Here is a 19,894-nt window from a genome sequence, read left to right as displayed (position 1 = left end):
GCACTCATTCCATCTTCATGGAAGGGAGCAAAACGCGGGAAAAACCGTCCGGGGCCGGGGAAGCCGCAAAGAGCCGCCATAATACCATTGCCCCCCCGCCGGCCCGAAAGCCCCGTCCCGGGCGGGGCCGGGAGCGGGCCCCGCCGCCGTCCGGCTACCGGATGAAATCGCGGCTGACGGCGCGGAACAGGTCGGTGCCGGCCCGGTGCAGCCACTCGAAGGCCACCATCTCCCGGGAGACGATGCGCGCCCCGGCGGCCCGCATCCGCTCCAGGGCCAGTTCCTTGTCGGCGGGCTTGCGCGACCCCACCGCCTCGGCCACCACGAACACCTGGCGGCCTCCGGCGAGCAGGTCCATGACCGTCTGCAACACGCAGACGTGGGTCTCGGTGCCGGTCACCACGTACTGGCGCCGCTCGCCGCCGGGCAGGTCGAACAGGTTGCCTTCGGCCACGGCGGAAAAATGAGTCTTCTCGGCAATTGCTTCGGCAGGAATCAGGCCGCGCAGGGCGGGCACCGTGACTCCCAGACCGGCCGGGTACTGCTCGGTGGCCAGCACCGGCACGCCGACCTTGGCGGCTACCTGGAGCAGCCAGGCGGTGTTGGCGATGACGGCGTCGCTGTCGTGGATGGCGGGGGCCAGGCGTTCCTGGATGTCCACCACCAGGAGGACGGACTGGGGCGCACGCATGAGCATGAGTTGTCTCCGGATCGTTATTTATGGTTGTGCGTCGCGGCGGCACGTTGCCGTACTGCCGCGCCCACCAAGCATAGCCGATCCGCCCTGGCGGGCGGGCCGTTTCCGGATCAGAAAATCAGAAATAGACCAGCCAGCGCAGGGTCGCTTCCCGGTCGATGGCGAAGCCGTTTTCCACCTGCACATCCTTGCCCAGCCGCAGGCTGAGCACGTGGTTCTTGGCCACCGGATAAAGGAGCCCCAGGTAGGCCCGCTGGCTGCGCGGGGAATCGTGCTGGTCCACCCTGTTGATGCGGGATTCGCCCCCGGTGTTCCACTGGTAGCCGGCAAAGGCCTGGAAGCCGTTGTCCCAGCGGTAGCGCAGGTAGGTGGTGAGTGCCTCGCTGCGGGCCTGCTGGCGGGTGCGGGCGCCGGGGAAGTAGGCGCTGTTGTCGCCGTACCAGGTCAGTTCGCCGATGGCCTCGGCGGTCCAGTTCGTTCCCAGCCCGCGAATCCAGGCCAGGGACAGGGCTTCCCGGTGCCGGTTCTCGCCGACGTTCTGCAGATTCTGGCGCTGGTATTCTCCGGTGGGCACCATGGCCGTCAGGTTGACCGCCAGGTAGTGGCGCCGCTCCGGATCGTTGATCGCCCAGCCCGTCAGCCCCAGGCGGGCGTCGTACCAGCCGCTGGAGGCTTTGTTGATGCTGTTCGGGATGCCGGTACCGTCCAGGTGCTGATCGGCATAGGTCATGGTCAGGGTGCCGGCGGTGCGCACCCCGAGCACGTCGCCGAAGTAGCTGGCCCGCAGGGCGCCGATGGTGGCGTTCCCTTTCCAGTTCTGGGTCTTCTCCCCGCCTACGTAGGGGCCTTTCACCTGCCGGTCGTAGAGGTAGCTGACCAGTACCGTGGTGCCAGGGGCCATGGGCACGTAGTCGGTGGGAAAGACGTCGTTCAATGCCGCCGAAGCCCCGCCTGCGCCCCCCAGGGCGATCAGGGCGGCGATGCCGTGCAGGACTGCGGGGTGGGTTGGTCGGGAACGGTGTTCGCGCCAGATCATGGTTTATTGCTCCTCTCACCTGGGGGAGCTTGGCCGTGGCGGCAGCCCGGCAGCCGTGCCGGACGCCTCCCCCCTTGTTGTTGTGGTGTGTCTATACCGCTCTATGCCGCCGTGCATGTCTCCGCACATCCGGCGAGGCGGGATTGTGTCACGACTCCCGTCCGCGGCGGGCGGCTTCGGCGACCAGTTCGTGAAGTAGTTGGGCGATCCGCGCCGGGTCGTTGATCGGCCGGATGCGGGCGTACAACTCGGCGGCCTCGGGCCAGGTGCGGCGCAGCAGGTTGAGCCAGACCTTGAGCCGGCCCGGAGCGTGGATCGGCAGCACCCGGTGGTGCACGGCCTCCCAGTAGGCCAGCAGCATCGGCAGCACGGCCTGCCAGTCGGCAGGTCCCGGCACCGGGTCGTGCTCGCCGCGGATGCGCCGGACGAGGAAGGGGTCGGCCACGGCGCCCCGGCCGATCATCACGTCGGGGCAGCCGCTCGCATCGCGGCAGCGGGCCCAATCGGCCACGCTCCACACCTCGCCGTTGGCCACCACCGGCACCGGCACCGCCTCGCGGATACGGGCGATCCATTCCCAATGGGCCGGCGGGCGGTAGCCCTCGTCCTTGGTGCGGGCATGGACCACCAGCCGGCCGGCACCGCCCTCGGCCAGGGACTGGGCGCAATCGAGGGCCCGGGAGGTGTCGCTGATGCCCAGGCGCATCTTGGCGGTGACCGGAATGTGCGCCGGTACGGCGGCACGTACCGTGCGCAGGATGCGGTTGAGCAGTTCCGGATCGGCCAGCAGCATGGCGCCGCCGCCGTGGCGGTTCACCGTCTTGGCCGGGCAGCCGAAGTTGAGGTCGATGCCGTGGGGCGCCATGGCACTCAGTTTGGCGGCGTTGCGCCCCAGCCATTCCGGGTCGCTGCCGAGCAACTGCACCACCACCGGGGTGCCGGCCGGAGTGTGGGCGCCGTTGGCGACCTCCGGGCACAGGCGCATATAGGTGCGGGTGGGCAATAGGGAGCCCGAGACCCGGACGAACTCGGACACCGAGGCGTCGTAGCCGCCGATGCGGGTCAGCACGTCGCGCAGCACGTAATCGGCCAGCCCCTCCATGGGAGCCAGCAGGAGCTGGCCTGCCTCCAGGGCACACATATTCACTTTAGAAAAGCCATACAAAATCGCTTATGCCTTATTGCTTAAACCAGATCATTTGGAATGCCTCCAAAATCCGGCCTCATCGAACGCGCCACCATTTTCTCTGCAACACTTGTTTTGATTTTAACAAACCTAACTTGCATAAAATGCGCCAAATCGTGGGAACACTCTTTAAGCTGCGCATCAAGAAATGCAAAATGCTCGAGCAAAAACCGGTTCTCAAACCAACCAAGGTACCAAAACCAATCAGTGTAATAAATCCACGAGTTTTCGTTCAAGGCTCTCACGTGGGTGGGGTCTTGCCAAGCTGTCGGGGCATGTTCATAGGGAACCTCAATGACCATCTTGCCGCCATCCTTCAGCAAAAATAAACAATTTTCCATTAGCCGAGAAAGGTCGGGGACATGCTCCAAAACATTGTTGGCATAAATTACATCAAGCTGCCCTCCTCCTAACTCAACAGATCCAACTATTGGGCTCACTGCTCGAACTGGAAAATCAACATTTTTGGAAAGATCCAAAAGCAAATCGGGTTGCGCCGTTTCCAAAATATCAACATTAAGCCACCCCAGCATATAATCCTTACCGGATCCTATATGCAATTCCGTAGGCATCCAAAACCCTTCACCATTTTTTTGCGAAAACACGCCCTCCAGGCAAGTCAATGCATTTGAAAACTCATCCAATACATCAACCTTCTTGAAACCTTCTAACTTCTCTTCCGCCGACGAAAAAAATTCCGGCGTATTAAAATACTCTCGAAAAAATCTTGTAATATCTTCTGAAGAAACCCAAAAAACGCTTTCCTTGAACTGAGCTGGCGGCTTTGAAAGCCCGGAACACTCACTAATCACCGGGGTTCCAAGAGATAAGCATTGAAAAACTCGCGCCTGTTCAAATCGTGCCAAATCGTAAAAATGGCAATTAAAAACGGCTTTTGCACTACCAATATGAATATCCCGTTCCGGGCCATAAACACCAAAATCGAGAAAGCTAACCTTGAAGCCAGAACTCTCAACCTTCTCAATCATTTCCTTTCTTCGATCATTCATGCTACCAAAGAAAAGAATGTCGACAGGGCGGCTAGCCAAAGCGCTTTCCCCTCTATCTAGATAAGGAGCGTGAGCAAATGAAATAATTGGAACACCACCCCGCCCCTCGTCAGAATACACCACAGTGTTTTCATAGTCATAATCAACAACTGAAAAACTCTTCAGCATATTAAGATATGACTCGGAAACTTGGGCACCACCTAATCCAAGCTGTTCAAGATTGACAATTACACACTTGTAGCGGTCAAGCAAGCCAGAATCAAAAAGAAGATGCGCCCCAAATATGAAATTCACAGCATCAAACCGAGGGCGATTTTTCCCTATGGTTACTTCATAACCAAGGCGGCGAAATTGATAGCGGAAAAAACGTGCCTGATCAATAAAACCAAGTGAGTGTGCATAACCAAGGGGTTGAATTATTACAAGGTGAATCTTTCGAATTTTCACAACCACCCCCAATTGTCGATAAAATCACAAAGCCAACAACCTGGCACTCTATCATTTAAATTTTGCATGTTGAAAATCTAGCAGCCAAAAAATCCACAAAAGTCCGCACCTTGGCCGAAAGGTACTTGCGATGGGGATACACCGCGTAGATGCCGATTTCCATGGGCCGGTGGTCCGGCAACAGCTCGACGAGCCGGCCGGTGCGCAGGTCGTCCCCCACCAGGAACGAGGGCTGGAAGATCACGCCTTCCCCTTCCAGGGCGGCGGCCCGGATCACGTCGCCGTTGTTCACCCGCAGCATGGGCTTGACCCGCACTGTGGCGGGCCGGCCGTCCGGGCCGTCCAGTTGCCAGTCGTCGCCGCTACCCCAGTAGGTGTAGCCGATGCAGTCGTGGCCGGCCAGCTCCTCCAGGCGGGCCGGAGTGCCGCGCCGGGCCAGGTAGCCGGGTGCTGCGCACAGCACCATGCGGGCCGTGGCCAGACGCCGGCCCACCAGGGACGATTCGAGCTTGCGGGCGATGCGCAGGGCCAGGTCGTAACCCTCTTCCACAATGTCCACCTGCCGATCGTTCACCGCCAGTTCCACCCCTACCTCCGGGTAGAGACGCCGGTAGCCGGCCAGCACGCCGCCCAGGTGCGAAATGGCGAAGGACACCGGCGCGTTCACCCGCAACAGCCCCCGGGGCGATTCGGCAAGGGCGCCCAGGGAGGCTTCCAAGCTGTCCACTTCCGCCAGGATGCCGTTGCAGCGCTCCAGGTAGGCGGTGCCGGCCTCGGTTAGGTGCAGGGTGCGGGTGGTGCGGTTGATCAGGCGCACGCCGAGACGCTCTTCCAGGGCCACCACCTGTTTCGACACCACCGAGCGGGCCACGCCGAGGCGCTCGGCGGCGGCGGCGAAGCTGCCCAGCTCCGCCACCTTGGCGAAGACGCTCATGCACTGCAAGGTATCCATGGGGGTTCCTGGCGTTCAATTGTTTCTATTTTAGAAACGAAAAATCCAAAAAAGCCATCTTTATCCGCCGATTGGCAACTGGAACAATAAGGGCCTGCGATGGACCATCATCGCCCTGTCCGGGCGATGTCCATGCCGCGTACTACCGGAGTTTTGCCATGACCGCCCTGCCCTCCCTGTTCGTCTCCCACGGCGCCCCCAGCCTGCTCATCGAAGATGTGCCGGCCCGGGATTTCCTCGCCGGCCTGGGCCAGCACATCGACCGCACCTACGGCCGTCCCCGCGCCGTGGTCGCCGTGTCGGCCCACGACATGGCCCGGCTGACGGTGGTCGGCAGCGCCGAACGGCTGGAGACCATCCACGACTTCTGGGGCTTTCCCGACGAGCTGTACCGGCGCCGCTACGACGCGGCCGGCTCCCCGGCCCTGGCCCGGGACGTGGCCGGTCGGCTGGAAGCGGCCGGCATCCCCCACGCCCTGGCCGACGCCCCGGGCCTGGACCACGGCGCCTGGGTGCCCCTGGCCCTGATGTACCCGGAGGCCGACATCCCGGTGGTGCCCGTTTCCCTATCGGCCCACCTGGACGAGGCCGCTCACCTGGAGTTGGGCCGAGCCCTGGCCCCGCTGCGCGACGAAGGGGTGCTGGTGCTGGCGTCCGGCAGCGTCACCCACAACCTGCGCGACCTGGGCCGCCCTCTGGCGGGCACTCCGGAAGGCGCCTACGTGGACGGCTTTGCCGAATGGCTGGCCGCCACCCTGGCCGCCGGCGATACGGCGGCCCTGCTCGACTGGCGCAACGCCACACCCTACGCCCGCCGCGCCCATCCGACGCCGGAGCACTTCATCCCGCTGTTTGCCGCCTATGGCGCTGCACTTGGCCCTGCCAGCGGCGATAATGGCGCCCCCCGGGCCGAGCGGCTGCACCGCAGCGTGACCCACGGCATCCTGGCCATGGACGCCTACGCCTTCCACTGAGGCCGGCCGCCAGGCCCGAAATGGCCCAGGGCGTTGCAAGGGCCGCGTTGCCCATGAACGCCGGCGGCGGATTTATTGCCGCTGCCGGTGCTCCAACAGTCGACACCCTGGCGGCACAGGTCGCCCCTTCTCCCGCGCGGCAAGCAACGGAAACGATGATTACCCCCGCAGCGCCGAGCGCTGCGGCCGAAAGGAACATGATGACCACCCCGACCACTCCCAACGCCGGCGGCGCTCCCCAGCTCACCGGCACCCTCCTGCTGCCGGAAAGCGGCACGCCGGAGCTGCTGTTCATCTATCTGCACGGCGTGGGTGCCCGGGGCGACGACCTGGAGCCCCTGGCTCAGGCCATCGGCCACTACTACCCCCAGGCCGCCCACCTGCTCGCCGAGGGCTTCGAGCCCTTCGACCAGGCGCCTTTCGGCCGCCAGTGGTTCTCGCTCCAGGACATCACCGAGACCAATCGGCCCGAGCGCATCGCCGCCGTGGTGCCGCGCCTGATCGCCGAGATCGAGGCCACCCGGGCTACCTTCAACCTGGCGCCCCAGCGGGTCTGCCTGGTGGGCTTCTCCCAAGGTGCCATCCTGGCCCTGGAGGCGGCCCAGGCCGCCCACGGCCTGCTCGGCCACGAGCTGGCCGGCCGGGTGCTGGCCTTCTCCGGCCGCTACGCCACCCTGCCCGAGGAGCCGCCCACCGACACGGTGATTCACCTCTTCCACGGCATGGCCGACCCAGTGGTGCCGGCCCGCCACAGCGTGGACGCCGGCGAGCACCTGGTGGCCCTGGGTGGCGACGTGACCGCCGACGTGCTGCCCAAGATCGGCCACGAGATTCCCGAAGCCCTGATGCGCAAGGCCCTGGAGCGGTTGCAAACCTTCATCCCGCGTAAGGTCTGGGAGCAGGCCGTCCGCGAAGCCGAGGCCGCCGAGAGCCGCACGCACTGACGCAGTTCAATCCCCTCGGGGCCACCACCGCACTACCGCGACAGGGCCGGCCCCTTGCAACTCCCGTGGCAGGTGAAATTCGCACCTGAAACGGCTACACGGGGAAGCCACACAACGCCCATTCGCCATGACGGCACCGACTGTCACGGCGAATGGGCGTTTTCCCAATCAAAGCCCGTTCACGCCAGTTCTTTTCGGAATCATCCCCCGGTTCCGGCGGCTATACGCGATCCTCAATCGGATCACGCCCCCCCGGCTTGCCAACCGATCCCGGCAGCCCGTTCACACCAGTCTCACCAAGATCATCCTGGCACCTTCGTGAAAAGGGGCATCCCCCTCAGGATGCGGTCAGGCAGGTAGGCGTAGCATTTAGTTAATGCAAATTATTTCTATTAGCAATTCTCGTTGCTAGTGCTCCGCGCTGGCAACGGGAAACCACAGGCAGAACTGTGGTTGGCTTTGTAAGCAGGCATCAATCAATAATCCATGAACCTAGAAAATTGTCACGGGGGAAGCGCAGCCGCTCGCTCTTCCCTGAAGAAGAAAAGAGCCGATTCCCAACGCTATCGACGCGGCGCCGCTCTCGCCCTGCTGGGCGGTGCGTTGCTGACCGGGGGGCAATCCGCCCAGGCGGCTCCGCCGCCCATCTCGATCCCCGCCAGCAGTGAGGAAAACCAGGCATCGAGCGGCGGCCTATTCGGTTTTTTGAGCGGGGTGAATCGCAGCAGCGCCCTCCTCGGCGACCTGTGGGGGCTGCGCACCGAACTGAGCCGCCGCGGTATTTCCCTGGCCATTCAGGAGACGAGCGAATATCTGGGCAACGTCTCGGGCGGGACGAAGAAAGGCTTCGAGTACGACGGCCTCACCCAGGTCCTGCTGCAGATGGATACCCAGCGGGCCTTCGGCCATTACGGCGGCCTGGTCAACATGAGCCTGCTCAACATCCATGGCCGCAACCTCAGCGCCGATAACCTGCAGACCTTGCAGACCGCCAGCGGCATCGAGGCGAACCGGGCGACCCGGCTGTGGGAACTGTGGTACGACCAGAAATTCCTCGAAGAGGACCGGCTGGACGTGAAGATCGGCCAGCAGAGCCTGGACCAGGAATTCATGGTCAGCACCAACGCCCTGTACTTCGTAAACACCATGTTCGGCTGGCCCATGCTGCCTTCGGCCAACATGCCGAGCGGCGGCCCGGCCTATCCTCTTTCCGCCCTGGGGGCCCGCATCAGCGCCCGCCCCGTCAATGGGGTCACGTTTCTCGCCGGCTACTTCAACGGCAATCCGGTGAAGCGCGACAACGGCACCGATCCGCAAGTGCAAAACCGCCACGGCCTGGGTTTCCCTTGGGGCGACGGGCGGCTGGCGATCGCCGAATTCCAGTTTTCGTACCCGTCCCTCGGCTCCATGGTCGAACCCGGCAACGCCCAGCCCCTGGGTTGGACCTACCGGATCGGCGCCTGGTACAACACCAAGACCTTTACCGACCAGCGGATCGACCAGAGCGGATTGTCCCTGGCCGATCCCAACAGCGACGGCAACGCCCGGGAGCACCGGGGCAACTATGCCGTCTATGCGGTGGCCGACCAGCTGATCTGGCGCGACGGCACCGACCCCAACCGGACGATGGCCCTGTTCGGGCGCGTCATGGGCACGCCGCTCAAAGACCGCAACCTCATTGATTTCAGCCTGAACGCCGGCCTGGTGTTCCATAGCCCCTTCCGCTACCGGACCGCCGACACCTTCGGCGTCGGGGTGGGTTATGCCCACGTCAGCAAGGCCGCCGCCCAGCTCGACCGGGACAACATCGCCTTCGGCAACGCCCCGGCCGGGCCGACGCGCAGCAGCGAGACCTTCGTCGAACTCACCTACCAGTACCAGCTGAAGCCCTGGATCCAGTTGCAGCCGGATATCCAGTACGTGTTCAACCCGGGGGCCGGGGTGCCCAACCCCGACGATCCGAGCAAGCGGATCAAGAACGAGCTCGTCCTGGGCATGCGCACCAATATTTCCTTCTGACAGCCACCGCCATGAAAACCACCTCCAACCATCCGGCACCGTTGGGACGCCTGGGCGCCGCCCTGGCCCGGGCCGCCCTCTTCCTCGGCCTTAGCGCCTGTCTGGCCGCCCCCGCCCTGGCCGAGCCCAAGGGGTTGCTCGAAACCATCCACAAGCACAAGTTCCTCACCTCCACGGCCGCCGAAAACGGGGATCTCAACCCCTACGCGGTAGTGGTCGCCCCCGTCTCGGCCGGCGTCATCGAGAAGGATGATGTGCTGATCGACAACTTCAACAACATCTCCAACCTTCAGGGCACCGGCACCACCATCGTCCGCTACCGTCCCGGCACCAAGGAAACCAAACAGTTCGCCCAGGTGCCGCAAAAGCTCAAGGATTGTCCGGGGGGCGTCGGCCTCACCACGGCCATGACCATGCTCAAGAGCGGCTGGGTCATCGTCGGCAGCACCCCGAGCACCGACGGCACCACCAAGACCAAGGGCGACGGCTGCCTGCTGGTCTTCGACCCCAACGGCAAACACGTCGCCACCTGGGCGGGCCCCACCATCAACGGCCCCTGGGGCAACATGGTGACGGTGGACCGGGGCGACAAGGCCACCCTGTTCATCAGCATGGCCGGCTTCGGCCTCCAGGGCCCCGACGTGATCGATCCGGACACCAAGTACCCGGTGATCATCCACAAGGCCACCGTCCTGCGCCTGGAACTGACCATTCCGGAGGGCAAGCCCCCCGTGCTGGACAGCCAGACGGTAATCGGCGACGGCTTCGCCCAGCGCGCCGACCGGGACAACTTCCTGTTCGGTCCCACCGGCCTGGCCCTGGGTCCGGACGATACCCTCTACGTGACCGACGGCCTGGACAACGAAATCACCGCCATTCCCGAGGCCAGCACCCGCACCGGCAGCGCCGGCAAGGGGCGGGTGATCACCAGGGAAGGCCTGCTCGCCTGGCCCCTGGCCATGGTCATGACGCCCCAGGGCCACCTGATCGTGTGCAACGGCAAGAACGGCCAGGCGGTGGAAATCGACCCCGTCGCCGGCAAGCAAATCTACGCCCACTGGCTCAACACCAACCAGGCCCAGTCGCCCCCGGGCAACGGCAACCTGTTCGGCATTGCCCTCACCCCGGACGGCAAGGGCTTCTACTACGTCGAGGACGACATCAATTCCCTGAGGCTGGCCACGCAATGACTTCCACACCCGCCCAACAATCCGCCCAGCAAATCGACCGCCAGCCCGATCCCCGCCGGCGCCACTTCCTGGCCGGCGCGGCGGCGGCCGCGGCGGCGGCGCCTTTCGCCCCCCAGGTGCTGGCCGGCACCGCCAAGGCCACGACGGCGCCCCCGGCCGCCCCCCTGGTGGAGCCTTTCCGGGGCACGCACCAGGCCGGCATCGCCACGCCCATCCAGCGGCACACCTACTTCATCGCCTTCGACCTGGTGACGGACAGCCGCGATGCGCTGGTCAAGCTGTTGCAGGACTGGACCAAGGCCGCCGCCCAGATGACGGCGGGCCCGGCCCGCTTCGACCCCAAGGCCGACCCCGGCCAGCCCAGCGAGGAATCCGGTGCCGCCGTCGGCCTGCCGGTGTCGCGCCTGACCGTAACCTTCGGCTTCGGCGCCACCCTGTTCGAAAAAGACGGCCAGAACCCCTTCGGCCTGGCCAAGCACCGCCCCGAGGCCCTGGTGGACCTGCCCCGCTTCGTCGGGGACCAGCTGGCACCGGACCGCACCGGGGGCGACCTGTCGGTCCAGGCCTGCGCCGACGATCCCCAGGTGGTCGAATACGCGGTGCGCCGCCTGGCCATGCTGGCCCGCGGCACGGCGGTGATGCGCTGGGCCCAGATGGGCTTCACCGGCGGCTTCAAGCCCGGGGAAACCGGCCGCAACCAGATGGGTTTCCTGGACGGCACCATGAACGTGCCCACCCACCAGGCCAAGGCCATGGACCAATTCGTCTGGGTTCGGGAAGAAGGGCCCGCCTGGCTGCGCAACGGCAGCTACATGGTGATCCGCCCGATCCGCATTTCCCTGGAGCACTGGGACGAAATGAAGGTCGCCTTCCAGGAGGAATCGGTGGGCCGGCACAAGGCCTCCGGCGCCCCCATCGGCAAGCGCGGCGAATTCGACCCGCTGGACCTGGAGCGCACCGACAAGGACGGCAATCCGGTGGTGGCCGAAAACTCCCACGCCGCCATGGCGGCGCCCGAAAACAACGACGGCGCCCAGATCCTGCGCCGGGCGTTCAACTACGACAACGGGATCGCCAAGATCGCCGAGCGCTGGCCGCCCTGGCGCCAGCTGGTGACCTTCGACGCCGGCCTGCTGTTCCAGTGCTACCAGAAGGACCCGCGCACCGGCTTCATCAAGCTGTACACCAAGATGGCCCAGATCGACATGCTCAACCAGTTCACCACCCATACGGGCAGCGGCCTGTTCGCCTGCCCGCCGGGCGCCGGTCCCGGCGAGTTCATCGGGCAAAGCTTGTTCGAGGCCTGATCCGTCCCCTCCCCGTGGTTGGCTCCCGGCCGGGACCAACCACGGGCCGGGGCTCATTCCCATGACCCCGGCACCATCCATGGGAAGAGGCTGTTCCGTCGGGGCTGCCCCAAACCCCGCGCCCCTGGCCGATCTCCAGATGGGCTGCCTGTAGCGTCAATACTGGCGCGGGTCTCCACGGGCACACCTCGGAAAGCCAATACTGGCGCGGACCTTCGGCCATGCCCATTTTTGCGGCAGCGCGTCATCCTCCTGATGCGGAAAGGTTTTTTGGATTTATCCACAGGGACGTCCACAAAAACCGTGGAAAACCGCTGACGCCGCAAACACCTCCCCCCGGTGACGGGCGCAGGGCGCCCGGCCTTGCCCGGCGCCATGGACGCGGCCCGCGCAAGGCCGTATCCTCCCGCGCGGCATGGCCCCCGTTGCATCGGCTCATGCCGAACCCACGCCGGGCCCACGCCGCGCCGGCCCCACCCGTTCCAACCGCTCCGACGGACACCCTCGCCCATGACCACCCATCGGGACCCCACCTGGCGCATCGCCCTGTCCGGCGCCCAGATTCTCTTTGTCGCCTTCGGCGCCACCGTGCTGGTGCCCCTGCTCACCGGCCTCAACCCCAGCCTGGCGCTGCTCGGCGCCGGGGTCGGTACCCTGATTTTTCAGGTGTGCACCAAGCGCCGGGTGCCCATCTACCTGGGCTCGTCCTTCGCCTTCATCGCCCCGGTGATCTATTCGGTGCAAACCTGGGGCATGCCCGCCACCCTGGGCGCCCTGGCCTGCGCTTCGTTCTTCTACTACGTGGCCGCCGCCCTGGTGAAGTGGCGCGGCGTGGGCCTCATCCACCGCCTGCTGCCGCCGGTGGTGATCGGCCCGGTGGTGATGGTGATCGGCCTGGGCCTGGCCCAGGTGGCGGTGAACATGGCCAGCGGCAAGGCCGGCGACCAGCAGGTGGTGCCCTACGGCACGGCCATCGCCATTGCCGCCATTTCCCTGGCGGCCACCATGCTCACCGCCATCCGCGCCAAGGGGCTGCTCAAGCTGGTGCCGATCCTGGTCGGCGTGGCCGTGGGCTACGGGGCCTCCCTGGCGGCGGGCATCGTCGATTTTGCCAAGGTGAGCGACGCCGCCTGGCTGGCGGTACCCCAGTTCGGCACGCCGGAATTCAATCTGGCGGCAATCCTGTTCATGATCCCGGTGGCCATCGCCCCCATCGTCGAGCACGTCGGCGGCGTGCTGGCCATCGGCTCGGTGGTGGGCAAGGACTTCACCGCGGAACCCGGCCTGCACCGCACCCTGCTCGGCGACGGCCTGGCGGTGAACGTGGTGGGCCTGTTCGGCGGCCCGCCGGTGACCACCTACGGCGAGGTGACCGGGGCGGTGATGCTGACCCGCAACTTCAACCCGGTGGTGATGACCTGGGCCGCCGGCTTCGCCATCGTCATGGCCTTCGTCGGCAAGTTCGGCGCCCTGCTCCAGACCATCCCCATGCCGGTGATGGGCGGCATCATGGTGCTGCTGTTCGGCTCCATCGCCGGCATCGGCCTCAAGACCCTGATGGACGCCAAGGTGGATCTGATGAACCCGCGCAACCTGTGCATCATCTCGGTCACCCTGGTCACCGGCATCGGCGGCCTGGGCGTTTCGATCGGCAATTTCAGCCTCCAGGGCATCAGCCTGTGCGGCGTGCTGGCGGTGCTGCTCAACCTGATCCTGCCCGCCGCACCCCGCACGGCCGGGGAACCGGACACGGCGGCGGTGGACAACCTGGTCTGACCCGTCTGCCGCGACAATCGACCCACCCGCCCCATTCGACCCATTCGCTCTGCTCGCAACGCGGCGCCGGACTCCCCGGCGCCGCGTCCGTTTACAGGAGACTCCGCTCCGGCTCCCCGGCCGGAGAACAGCCCCTCCCCCTTGCCGAACTAGGCAATACGCCACATACTGTTTTTATATACAGTCAATCTTGATTACGCCCCGGCCGCAGCCGGGCGCCTTTCACCTACACACCGTGCAACCCCTCGCCTTCATCGACCTGGAAACCACCGGCGGCACCGCCGCCCTGGATCGCATCACCGAAATCGGCATCGTCACCGTGGACGCCGGCGGGGTGGCCGAATGGAGCACCCTGGTCAATCCCCAGACCCCCATTCCCCCCTTCATCCAGAAGCTCACCGGCATCGACGACGCCATGGTGGCCGGCGCCCCGGTCTTCGCCGAAGTGGCCGATGCGGTGCAGGAACGGCTCGCCGGCCGGCTGTTCATCGCCCACAACGCCCGCTTCGACCACGGCTTTCTCAAGAGCGAATTCAAGCGCCTGGGCATCGACCTCAAGGCGACGGTGCTATGCACCGTGCGCCTGTCGCGCCGGCTCTACCCGGAAGAGCCGCGCCACGGACTGGACGCCCTGATCGCCCGCCACGGCCTGACGGTGGCCGCCCGCCACCGCGCCCTGGACGATGCCCGGGTGATCTGGCACTTCTGGCAGAAGGCCAGGGCCGAACTGAGCGAGGCGAGGATCGACGCCGAGGTGGCCGCCCTCACCGCTCAACCCAAACTGCCACCGCAACTGGACCCGAATCTGGCGGAAGAAATCCCCGAGGGCCCCGGGGTCTATCTCTTCTACGGCGAGGACGATCAAGCCCTCTACGTGGGTAAGAGCAGCGGCCTGCGCCGGCGGGTGCTGGCCCACTTCGGCAAGGCCCGGCCCTCCCCTCGGGAGGCGGCCCTGGCCGAACAGGTGCGGCGCATCGACTGGATCGAAACCGGCGGCGAACTGGGCACCCAGCTCGCCGAGGCCGATCTGGTGCGGCGGCTCCGCCCCCGCCACAACCGCCAGCCAAAGGTCGCCCTGAGCCGGGCGCAACTGGCCCCCTGGCCCTACGGCGGGCCGATCGCCGTCCGCGAGGGCGCCGGCCTGCACCTGCTGGACGACTGGCGCTACCTGGGCACCGCCGACGGCGAGGCGGCAGTGCCGCCCCTGCTGGCCGCCGAGCGGCCGCCCTTCGACGGCCACACCTACACCCTGCTGGTCAAACACTTGGCCAAGCCCCGGGTCCGGGTGCTGCGCCTGACCCGGAACTGAGCCTCAAGGAACGCCCCGGCACCGTCCCTTCTGGCGTCCTTGCCACCGTTCTGCACCGCTCCACGCCGTCATGAGCAGTCCCCACCCCGCTTCCCTCTCCGCTCACCGCCGCATTGCCCATCTGGACATGGATGCGTTCTTCGCCTCCGTGGAATTGCTGCGCTACCCGGACCTGCGCGGCCAGCCGGTGGTGGTGGGTGGGCGCAGCGTGGACGCGCCGGTGACGCAGCCCGACGGCACCCGGCGCTACGCCCGGCTGCGCGACTACGTGGGCCGTGGGGTGGTCACCACCTCCACCTACGAAGCCCGGGCCCTGGGGGTGTTTTCCGCCATGGGGCTGATGAAGTCGGCCCAGCTGGCGCCGGACGCCATCCTGCTGCCGGCGGACTTCGAGGCCTACCGCAACGCCTCACGGCGCTTCAAGGCGGCGGTGGCCGAAATCGCCCCCTGCATCGAGGACCGGGGCGTGGACGAGATTTACATCGACCTCACCGACGTGCCGGGGGAGACCGAGGCCCTGGCCCGGCGCATCAAGGACGCCGTGTTCGCTGCCACCGGCCTCACCTGCTCCATCGGCGTCACCCCCAACAAGCTGCTGGCCAAGATCTGCTCGGACCTGGACAAGCCGAACGGCCTGACCCTGCTCGGCCCGGAGGATATCCCCACCCGCATCTGGCCCCTGCCGGTGAAGAAGGTGAACGGCATCGGCCCCAAGGCCACGGAAAAGCTCGCCGGCCTGGGCATCCACACCATCGGCGAACTGGCGGCCACGGCGGAAGACTTTCTCGTCGCCCAGTTCGGCCGCAGCTACGGGGCCTGGCTCCACGCAGCCGCCCACGGCATCGACGACCGGGAACTGTCCCTCAACCCGGAACCCCGTTCCATCAGCCGCGAAACCACCTTCGCCCGGGATTTGCACCCGCGCCAGGACCGGGCCGCCTTGAGCGAAATCTTCACCGACCTGTGCGAGAAGGTGGCCGCCGACCTCAAGCGCAAGGGCTACGCCGGACGCACCATCGGCATCAAGCTGCGCTACGCCGACTTCCACACCGTCACCCGGGACGCGACCCTGCCCCTGCCGGTGGCCGACGCCGCCACCATCCGCCGAGCGGCGGGGGAATGCCTGAAACGGGTACCCCTGGACCAGCGCCTGCGCCTGCTGGGCGTGCGGGTTGGCACCCTGACGCCTCTGGCCGAGCTGGACGACGCCAAGGCAACCCTCACCCGTCCGCAGCGCCAGGGCGAGCTGTTCGCCCCCGATGGACGCTGACTGGCGCTCGGTGCAGGGCCAGCCTCAACCTTCTTCGTAGGCCGCCAGGCTCACCCCCGCCTGGGTGAGCAGTTCGCGCAGCTGCTTGATGTCCTGCCGGGTGCAGGTGGAGCTGTTGTGGGGGTGGTGGATGAAGCCTTCCTGGTGGTTGAGGACCACCTTGAAGCGGGCGCCGTGGCTGGGTTCGATGGTGGCGCCCAGGTTGTGCAGCAGGGATTCCACCTCGCGCCAATGGATGTTGGCGCTGGGCGGGTCCTTGAATACGGCGCGCAGCAGGGTCAGGTGCTTGTGGCTCATGGCTCGCTCCGGTTCAGGGCTGGCGTACCCGGTCGAGAAAGGCGCTCACCAGGTCCATCGGCAGGGGAAAGATCACCGTGGTGTTCTTGTCGGCGCCGATCACGGTGAGGGTTTCCAGGTAACGCAGCTGGATCGCCTGGGGCTGCTGGGACAGGATCTGGGCGGCCTGGAAGAGCTTTTCGGCGGCCTGCAACTCGCCCTCGGCGTGGATCACCTTGGCGCGCCGCTCCCGCTCCGCCTCGGCCTGGCGGGCGATGGCCCGGATCATGGATTCGGTCAGGTCCACCTGTTTGATCTCCACGTTGGACACCTTGATGCCCCAGGTATCGGTTTGGGCGTCCAGGGCCTGCTGGATGTCCAGGTTGAGCCGCTCCCGCTCCGCCAGCATGTCGTCCAGTTGGTGCTTGCCGAGCACCGAGCGCAGCATGGTCTGGGCCAGCTGGCTGGTGGCGTTGAGGTAATCCTCCACCTGGATGATGGCCTTGGCCGAGTCGACCACGCGTAGATAGACCACGGCGCTGACCTTGACCGACACGTTGTCCCGGGAGATCACGTCCTGGGTCGGTACCTCCAGCACGATAGTGCGCAGATCGACCCGCACCACCTGCTGGATGGCCGGGACGATGATCACCAGCCCCGGCCCCTTCACCTTCCAGAAACGGCCCAGGGTGAACACCACGCCCCGCTCGTACTCGCGGAAGATGCGGATCGACGCAAACGCCAACAGCACGAGCAGCACCACGACGATGCCGTAGCCGCCAAAGACACCGCCGGATATTCCAGATTCCCAGGGCATGAGACTCTCCTTCGCGCCAAACCGTCCCTGTTGCTTGGGCCATGGCGCGGGCGCGGCAGTTCCCGGCCGGCGTTGTCCCGGGGCGTTTCGGGGGCTGGCGGCGCTACACTGGCAGAGTGAGCACGCTCCCTCTTCCGCCTCCTCGGCCACCTGCACATCCCCCCGCCGCCGGCGAGGAGGTGCGGCTGTTCCTCGCCCTGTGGCCCGATGCGGGCGTGCGCCGGGCCCTGGTGCGGCAGCGGGACGCCTGGAGCGCGGCGGCCGGCACCCGGCTGATGCGGCCCGACACCCTGCACCTGACCCTGCACTACATCGGCCACGTGCCGCGTTCGCGCCTGGCGGAAATCCGCCATGGCCTGAAAATCCCCTTCGCCCCCTTCGCCTTCGGGCTGGAGCGGACGGACCTTTGGCGTCACGGCATTGCCGTGCTCGCCACGGACGCGATGGCGCCGGGCATGGCGGACCTTCACGCCGCCCTGGGAAAGCGCCTGGCCGACCTGGGCCTGCCCACCGACAGCGCCGACTTCCACCCCCACGTCACCCTGGCCCGCCGGGCCGGCAGGTTGGTACCGGCCGTTCCGCCCCTGCCCCTGCGCTGGCAGGTCCGCGACTACGTGCTGGTGGAAAGCCGCCCGGGCCAGGAATCACCCTACACGGTGCTGGAACGCTACCCGGCCACCGCCTGAGCCCCAGATGAAAAAAGGCAGCGCGGGATCGCTCCCGGCTGCCTGTTCTGTTGGCTTGGGGTGGTGCGAAGGCAGCGTCAGTAGCTGATGCACACCCCGTTGAGCAGACCGATGGCGACGGCGGCGCAGGCCATGAGGATCGCCGGGGCCGTGCAGCCTTCCTCGATCCGCCGGGCGTAGCGGCGCATGGCGGCGAAGATGACCAGTTGGACGGCGCCGGTGATGGCCGCCCACTTGAGCATTTCCACTAGGTCGTGGGTGTAGTAGATGGCCGCCATGAGGGGGAAGGTGAAGCCCAGCATGGCCCCGCCCAGGGAAATGGCGGCCGCGCTGTTGTTCTCCCGGATCAGGGCGAAATCGTCGTAGGGCGTGACCTTGACGTAGAGGGCCGCGAAGGCGAGCAGCAAGACCACGGCGGCGGAGAAGTACTGGAGAAAAGCGATCACGGGGGCCATGGCGGTCCTCATTCGAAGTAATGGGGCACGAAGTTGCTCATGTTGGTGGTGATCGGCGAAACGTCCTCGCGCAGGCAGATGCCCGCCGGTTCGTCGCCGACGACCCAGGCGCCGATCACCGGGTAGCGGTCGCCGAAGCGGGGCAACCGGTGCAGCGCCTGGTAGATGAAGCCTTCCTGTCCGTAGGGGCCGCCGTCCTCGCCGACCAGCCGCCCGCCCTCGTACAGGGCCACATTGGCGCCCTCCCGGGAATACAGAGGCTTTCGGGCGTAGGAATCGAGGCGGCCCCGGTCAGCTTCGAAAAAAGCCGGCAGCAGGTTGGGATGGCCGGGAAACAGCTCCCAGAGGATGGGCAACAGCCCCTTGCAGGCGAGCAGGGACTTCCACAGCGGCTCGATGAAGCGGGTGGCCGAGCCGGGGATGTGGCAGCCGAAGGGCTCGCGCATCAGCCACTCCCAGGGGTAGAGCTTGAACAGGGCCGCGACCGGGGCGTTGTCCAGATCGACGAAATCGCCGCTGGCGCCGCTCCAGCCCAGTTCGCCGATGTACAGGTGGGGTGCCTGGAGCCCGGCCTGCAAGGCGGTGTCGGCCAGGTAGGCGGTGCAGACCCAGTCTTCCTCGTTGTCCGCCATCGAGGTGAAATGGACCCGTTCCACCCCCTGGCGGCCGAGGCGGCGCCACTGTTCCACCAGCCGCTCGTGCAGGGAATTGAACTGGTCGAGATGGGGCTGTCCGCCGGCCCGCAGGTCTTCCAGCCAGTACCACTGGGCCACCGCCGATTCCAGCAGCGAGGTGGGGGTGTCGGCGTTGTATTCGAGCAACCGGGGTTCCGACTGGCCGTCGTAGGCCAGGTCGAAACGGCCGTAGAGCGAGAAGTCGTCCCGGGCCAGGGATTCGGCGATCGGGCCCCAGAACGGCTCGGGAATACCCAGGTCGGCGAAGCGTTCTCGGGCGACGATGAAGCGGGCCGCCTCGACGCACATGCGGTGCAGTTCGAGGGTCACCGCTTCCAGGTGGTCGATCTGTGCGGCGCTGAAGGCGTAGCAGACGTCTTCGCGCCAATAATCGTCCCAGCTGTGGAAGGAGAGGCCGACCGCCTCCAGCCGGGCCTGGAAGTCGGGGCGCGGGGCGATGGCCAGGCGGCGCACCTCAGCTGCCTCCCGACATGCGCACGCCGGTACCGCCGAAGCCGCCCCGGGAAACCCAGGAAGTGGTGACGCTGCGAGCCGAGGGCGGCGCCAGGTCCGAAGTGATCCGGGTATTGGTCAGGACGCGCTGGCGCCCGTCCGGCTCCACCGCCACCGGGGTGCCCTGGCTGCGGTCCCAGTAGTAGCGCGGCCCCACGTAGCCACCGCCGCCTGAACCGCCGCTGTTGCGGGTGCAGTTGCGCGGGTCCTCGCCCCAATCCCGCTGACAATCCTCGGCGCTGGCGTAGCGGGGCTCCATGACTTCCTGCTTGGGATCGTCGTCGCAGCCGTGGAACAGGGCGAACCCCATCGTTCCCAGCACCACCAGCGAAACCTGTTGCGAACGTTTCATCGTC

At 66.2% G+C, this 19,894-nt stretch carries 19 protein-coding genes; 9 read left to right on the top strand and 10 right to left on the bottom strand.

Going from position 1 to position 19,894, the window contains the following annotated elements; genetic code table 11:
• Window positions 1-154 precede the first annotated feature (154 nt).
• From LWW89_RS14300 to LWW89_RS14280, 5 genes are all read right to left on the bottom strand, one after another.
• On the bottom strand, window positions 155-697 hold the full coding sequence (locus tag LWW89_RS14300; protein ID WP_293265317.1) for a hydrolase: 543 nt from the start codon (window positions 695-697) through the stop codon (window positions 155-157).
• 118 nt (window positions 698-815) lie between these two features.
• On the bottom strand, window positions 816-1,733 hold the full coding sequence (locus LWW89_RS14295; RefSeq protein ID WP_293265316.1) for a transporter: 918 nt from the start codon (window positions 1,731-1,733) through the stop codon (window positions 816-818).
• Between the two features lie 148 nt (window positions 1,734-1,881).
• The gene (locus tag LWW89_RS14290) at window positions 1,882-2,874 is read right to left on the bottom strand and encodes a tRNA-dihydrouridine synthase (protein WP_293265390.1); all 993 of its coding nucleotides are present in this window, start codon (window positions 2,872-2,874) and stop codon (window positions 1,882-1,884) included.
• 44 nt (window positions 2,875-2,918) lie between these two features.
• A complete protein-coding gene (locus tag LWW89_RS14285; protein WP_293265314.1) occupies window positions 2,919-4,382 on the bottom strand; it encodes a methyltransferase domain-containing protein in 1,464 nt (487 codons plus the stop codon).
• Between the two features lie 49 nt (window positions 4,383-4,431).
• A complete protein-coding gene (locus LWW89_RS14280) occupies window positions 4,432-5,328 on the bottom strand; it encodes a LysR family transcriptional regulator (RefSeq protein WP_293265312.1) in 897 nt (298 codons plus the stop codon).
• Window positions 5,329-5,486: 158 nt separating this feature from the next.
• Between LWW89_RS14280 and LWW89_RS14275 the strand changes: the two genes are divergently transcribed.
• The 8 genes from LWW89_RS14275 (at window position 5,487) to dinB (ending at window position 16,117) form a co-directional block, all read left to right on the top strand.
• Window positions 5,487-6,302, top strand: a complete 816-nt coding sequence (locus LWW89_RS14275; protein WP_293265310.1) for a class III extradiol ring-cleavage dioxygenase — start codon at window positions 5,487-5,489, stop codon at window positions 6,300-6,302.
• A 197-nt stretch (window positions 6,303-6,499) separates the two neighbouring features.
• Window positions 6,500-7,246 (top strand): esterase, encoded by a 747-nt coding sequence (ypfH, locus tag LWW89_RS14270; protein ID WP_293265308.1) that lies wholly within the window; start codon window positions 6,500-6,502, stop codon window positions 7,244-7,246.
• Window positions 7,247-7,960: 714 nt separating this feature from the next.
• Window positions 7,961-9,265 (top strand): carbohydrate porin, encoded by a 1,305-nt coding sequence (locus LWW89_RS14265; protein ID WP_293265306.1) that lies wholly within the window; start codon window positions 7,961-7,963, stop codon window positions 9,263-9,265.
• Between the two features lie 11 nt (window positions 9,266-9,276).
• Complete coding sequence (locus LWW89_RS14260; RefSeq protein WP_293265304.1) at window positions 9,277-10,455, top strand: hypothetical protein; 1,179 nt, start codon at window positions 9,277-9,279, stop codon at window positions 10,453-10,455.
• Complete coding sequence (locus tag LWW89_RS14255) at window positions 10,452-11,762, top strand: Dyp-type peroxidase (protein ID WP_293265302.1); 1,311 nt, start codon at window positions 10,452-10,454, stop codon at window positions 11,760-11,762. The genes LWW89_RS14260 and LWW89_RS14255 overlap by 4 nt, the downstream gene beginning before the upstream one ends.
• A gap of 510 nt (window positions 11,763-12,272) precedes the next feature.
• On the top strand, window positions 12,273-13,538 hold the full coding sequence (locus tag LWW89_RS14250) for a uracil-xanthine permease family protein (protein ID WP_293265300.1): 1,266 nt from the start codon (window positions 12,273-12,275) through the stop codon (window positions 13,536-13,538).
• A gap of 235 nt (window positions 13,539-13,773) precedes the next feature.
• Window positions 13,774-14,847, top strand: coding sequence for an exonuclease domain-containing protein (locus LWW89_RS14245; protein WP_293265298.1), 1,074 nt, complete (start codon window positions 13,774-13,776; stop codon window positions 14,845-14,847).
• A 70-nt stretch (window positions 14,848-14,917) separates the two neighbouring features.
• Complete coding sequence (gene dinB / locus LWW89_RS14240) at window positions 14,918-16,117, top strand: DNA polymerase IV (RefSeq protein ID WP_293265296.1); 1,200 nt, start codon at window positions 14,918-14,920, stop codon at window positions 16,115-16,117.
• Window positions 16,118-16,141: 24 nt separating this feature from the next.
• Here dinB and LWW89_RS14235 read toward each other — a convergent pair whose 3' ends face one another.
• Complete coding sequence (locus tag LWW89_RS14235; protein WP_293265294.1) at window positions 16,142-16,414, bottom strand: type II toxin-antitoxin system HicA family toxin; 273 nt, start codon at window positions 16,412-16,414, stop codon at window positions 16,142-16,144.
• Window positions 16,415-16,427: 13 nt separating this feature from the next.
• Window positions 16,428-17,210, bottom strand: coding sequence for a slipin family protein (locus LWW89_RS14230; protein ID WP_293265292.1), 783 nt, complete (start codon window positions 17,208-17,210; stop codon window positions 16,428-16,430).
• Between the two features lie 179 nt (window positions 17,211-17,389).
• Between LWW89_RS14230 and thpR the strand changes: the two genes are divergently transcribed.
• The gene (gene thpR, locus LWW89_RS14225) at window positions 17,390-17,896 is read left to right on the top strand and encodes an RNA 2',3'-cyclic phosphodiesterase (RefSeq protein WP_293265290.1); all 507 of its coding nucleotides are present in this window, start codon (window positions 17,390-17,392) and stop codon (window positions 17,894-17,896) included.
• A gap of 77 nt (window positions 17,897-17,973) precedes the next feature.
• Here the strand turns inward: thpR and LWW89_RS14220 are convergent, their stop codons facing one another.
• The 3 genes from LWW89_RS14220 to LWW89_RS14210 are packed head-to-tail and all read right to left on the bottom strand — an operon-like array spanning window position 17,974 to window position 19,890.
• On the bottom strand, window positions 17,974-18,351 hold the full coding sequence (locus tag LWW89_RS14220) for a DUF350 domain-containing protein (RefSeq protein ID WP_293265288.1): 378 nt from the start codon (window positions 18,349-18,351) through the stop codon (window positions 17,974-17,976).
• Between the two features lie 8 nt (window positions 18,352-18,359).
• Window positions 18,360-19,499, bottom strand: a complete 1,140-nt coding sequence (locus tag LWW89_RS14215; RefSeq protein ID WP_293265286.1) for a glutathionylspermidine synthase family protein — start codon at window positions 19,497-19,499, stop codon at window positions 18,360-18,362.
• Window position 19,500: 1 nt separating this feature from the next.
• Window positions 19,501-19,890, bottom strand: a complete 390-nt coding sequence (locus LWW89_RS14210; protein ID WP_293265284.1) for a hypothetical protein — start codon at window positions 19,888-19,890, stop codon at window positions 19,501-19,503.
• Between the last annotated feature and the right edge of the window lie 4 nt (window positions 19,891-19,894).

Origin of the sequence: Oryzomicrobium sp., from assembly GCF_021287045.1 — a bacterium.
Lineage (GTDB): Bacteria > Pseudomonadota > Gammaproteobacteria > Burkholderiales > Rhodocyclaceae > Oryzomicrobium.
Note: the sequence above shows the minus strand (reverse complement) of the source record. Positions and strands in the feature narration are given on the sequence as shown.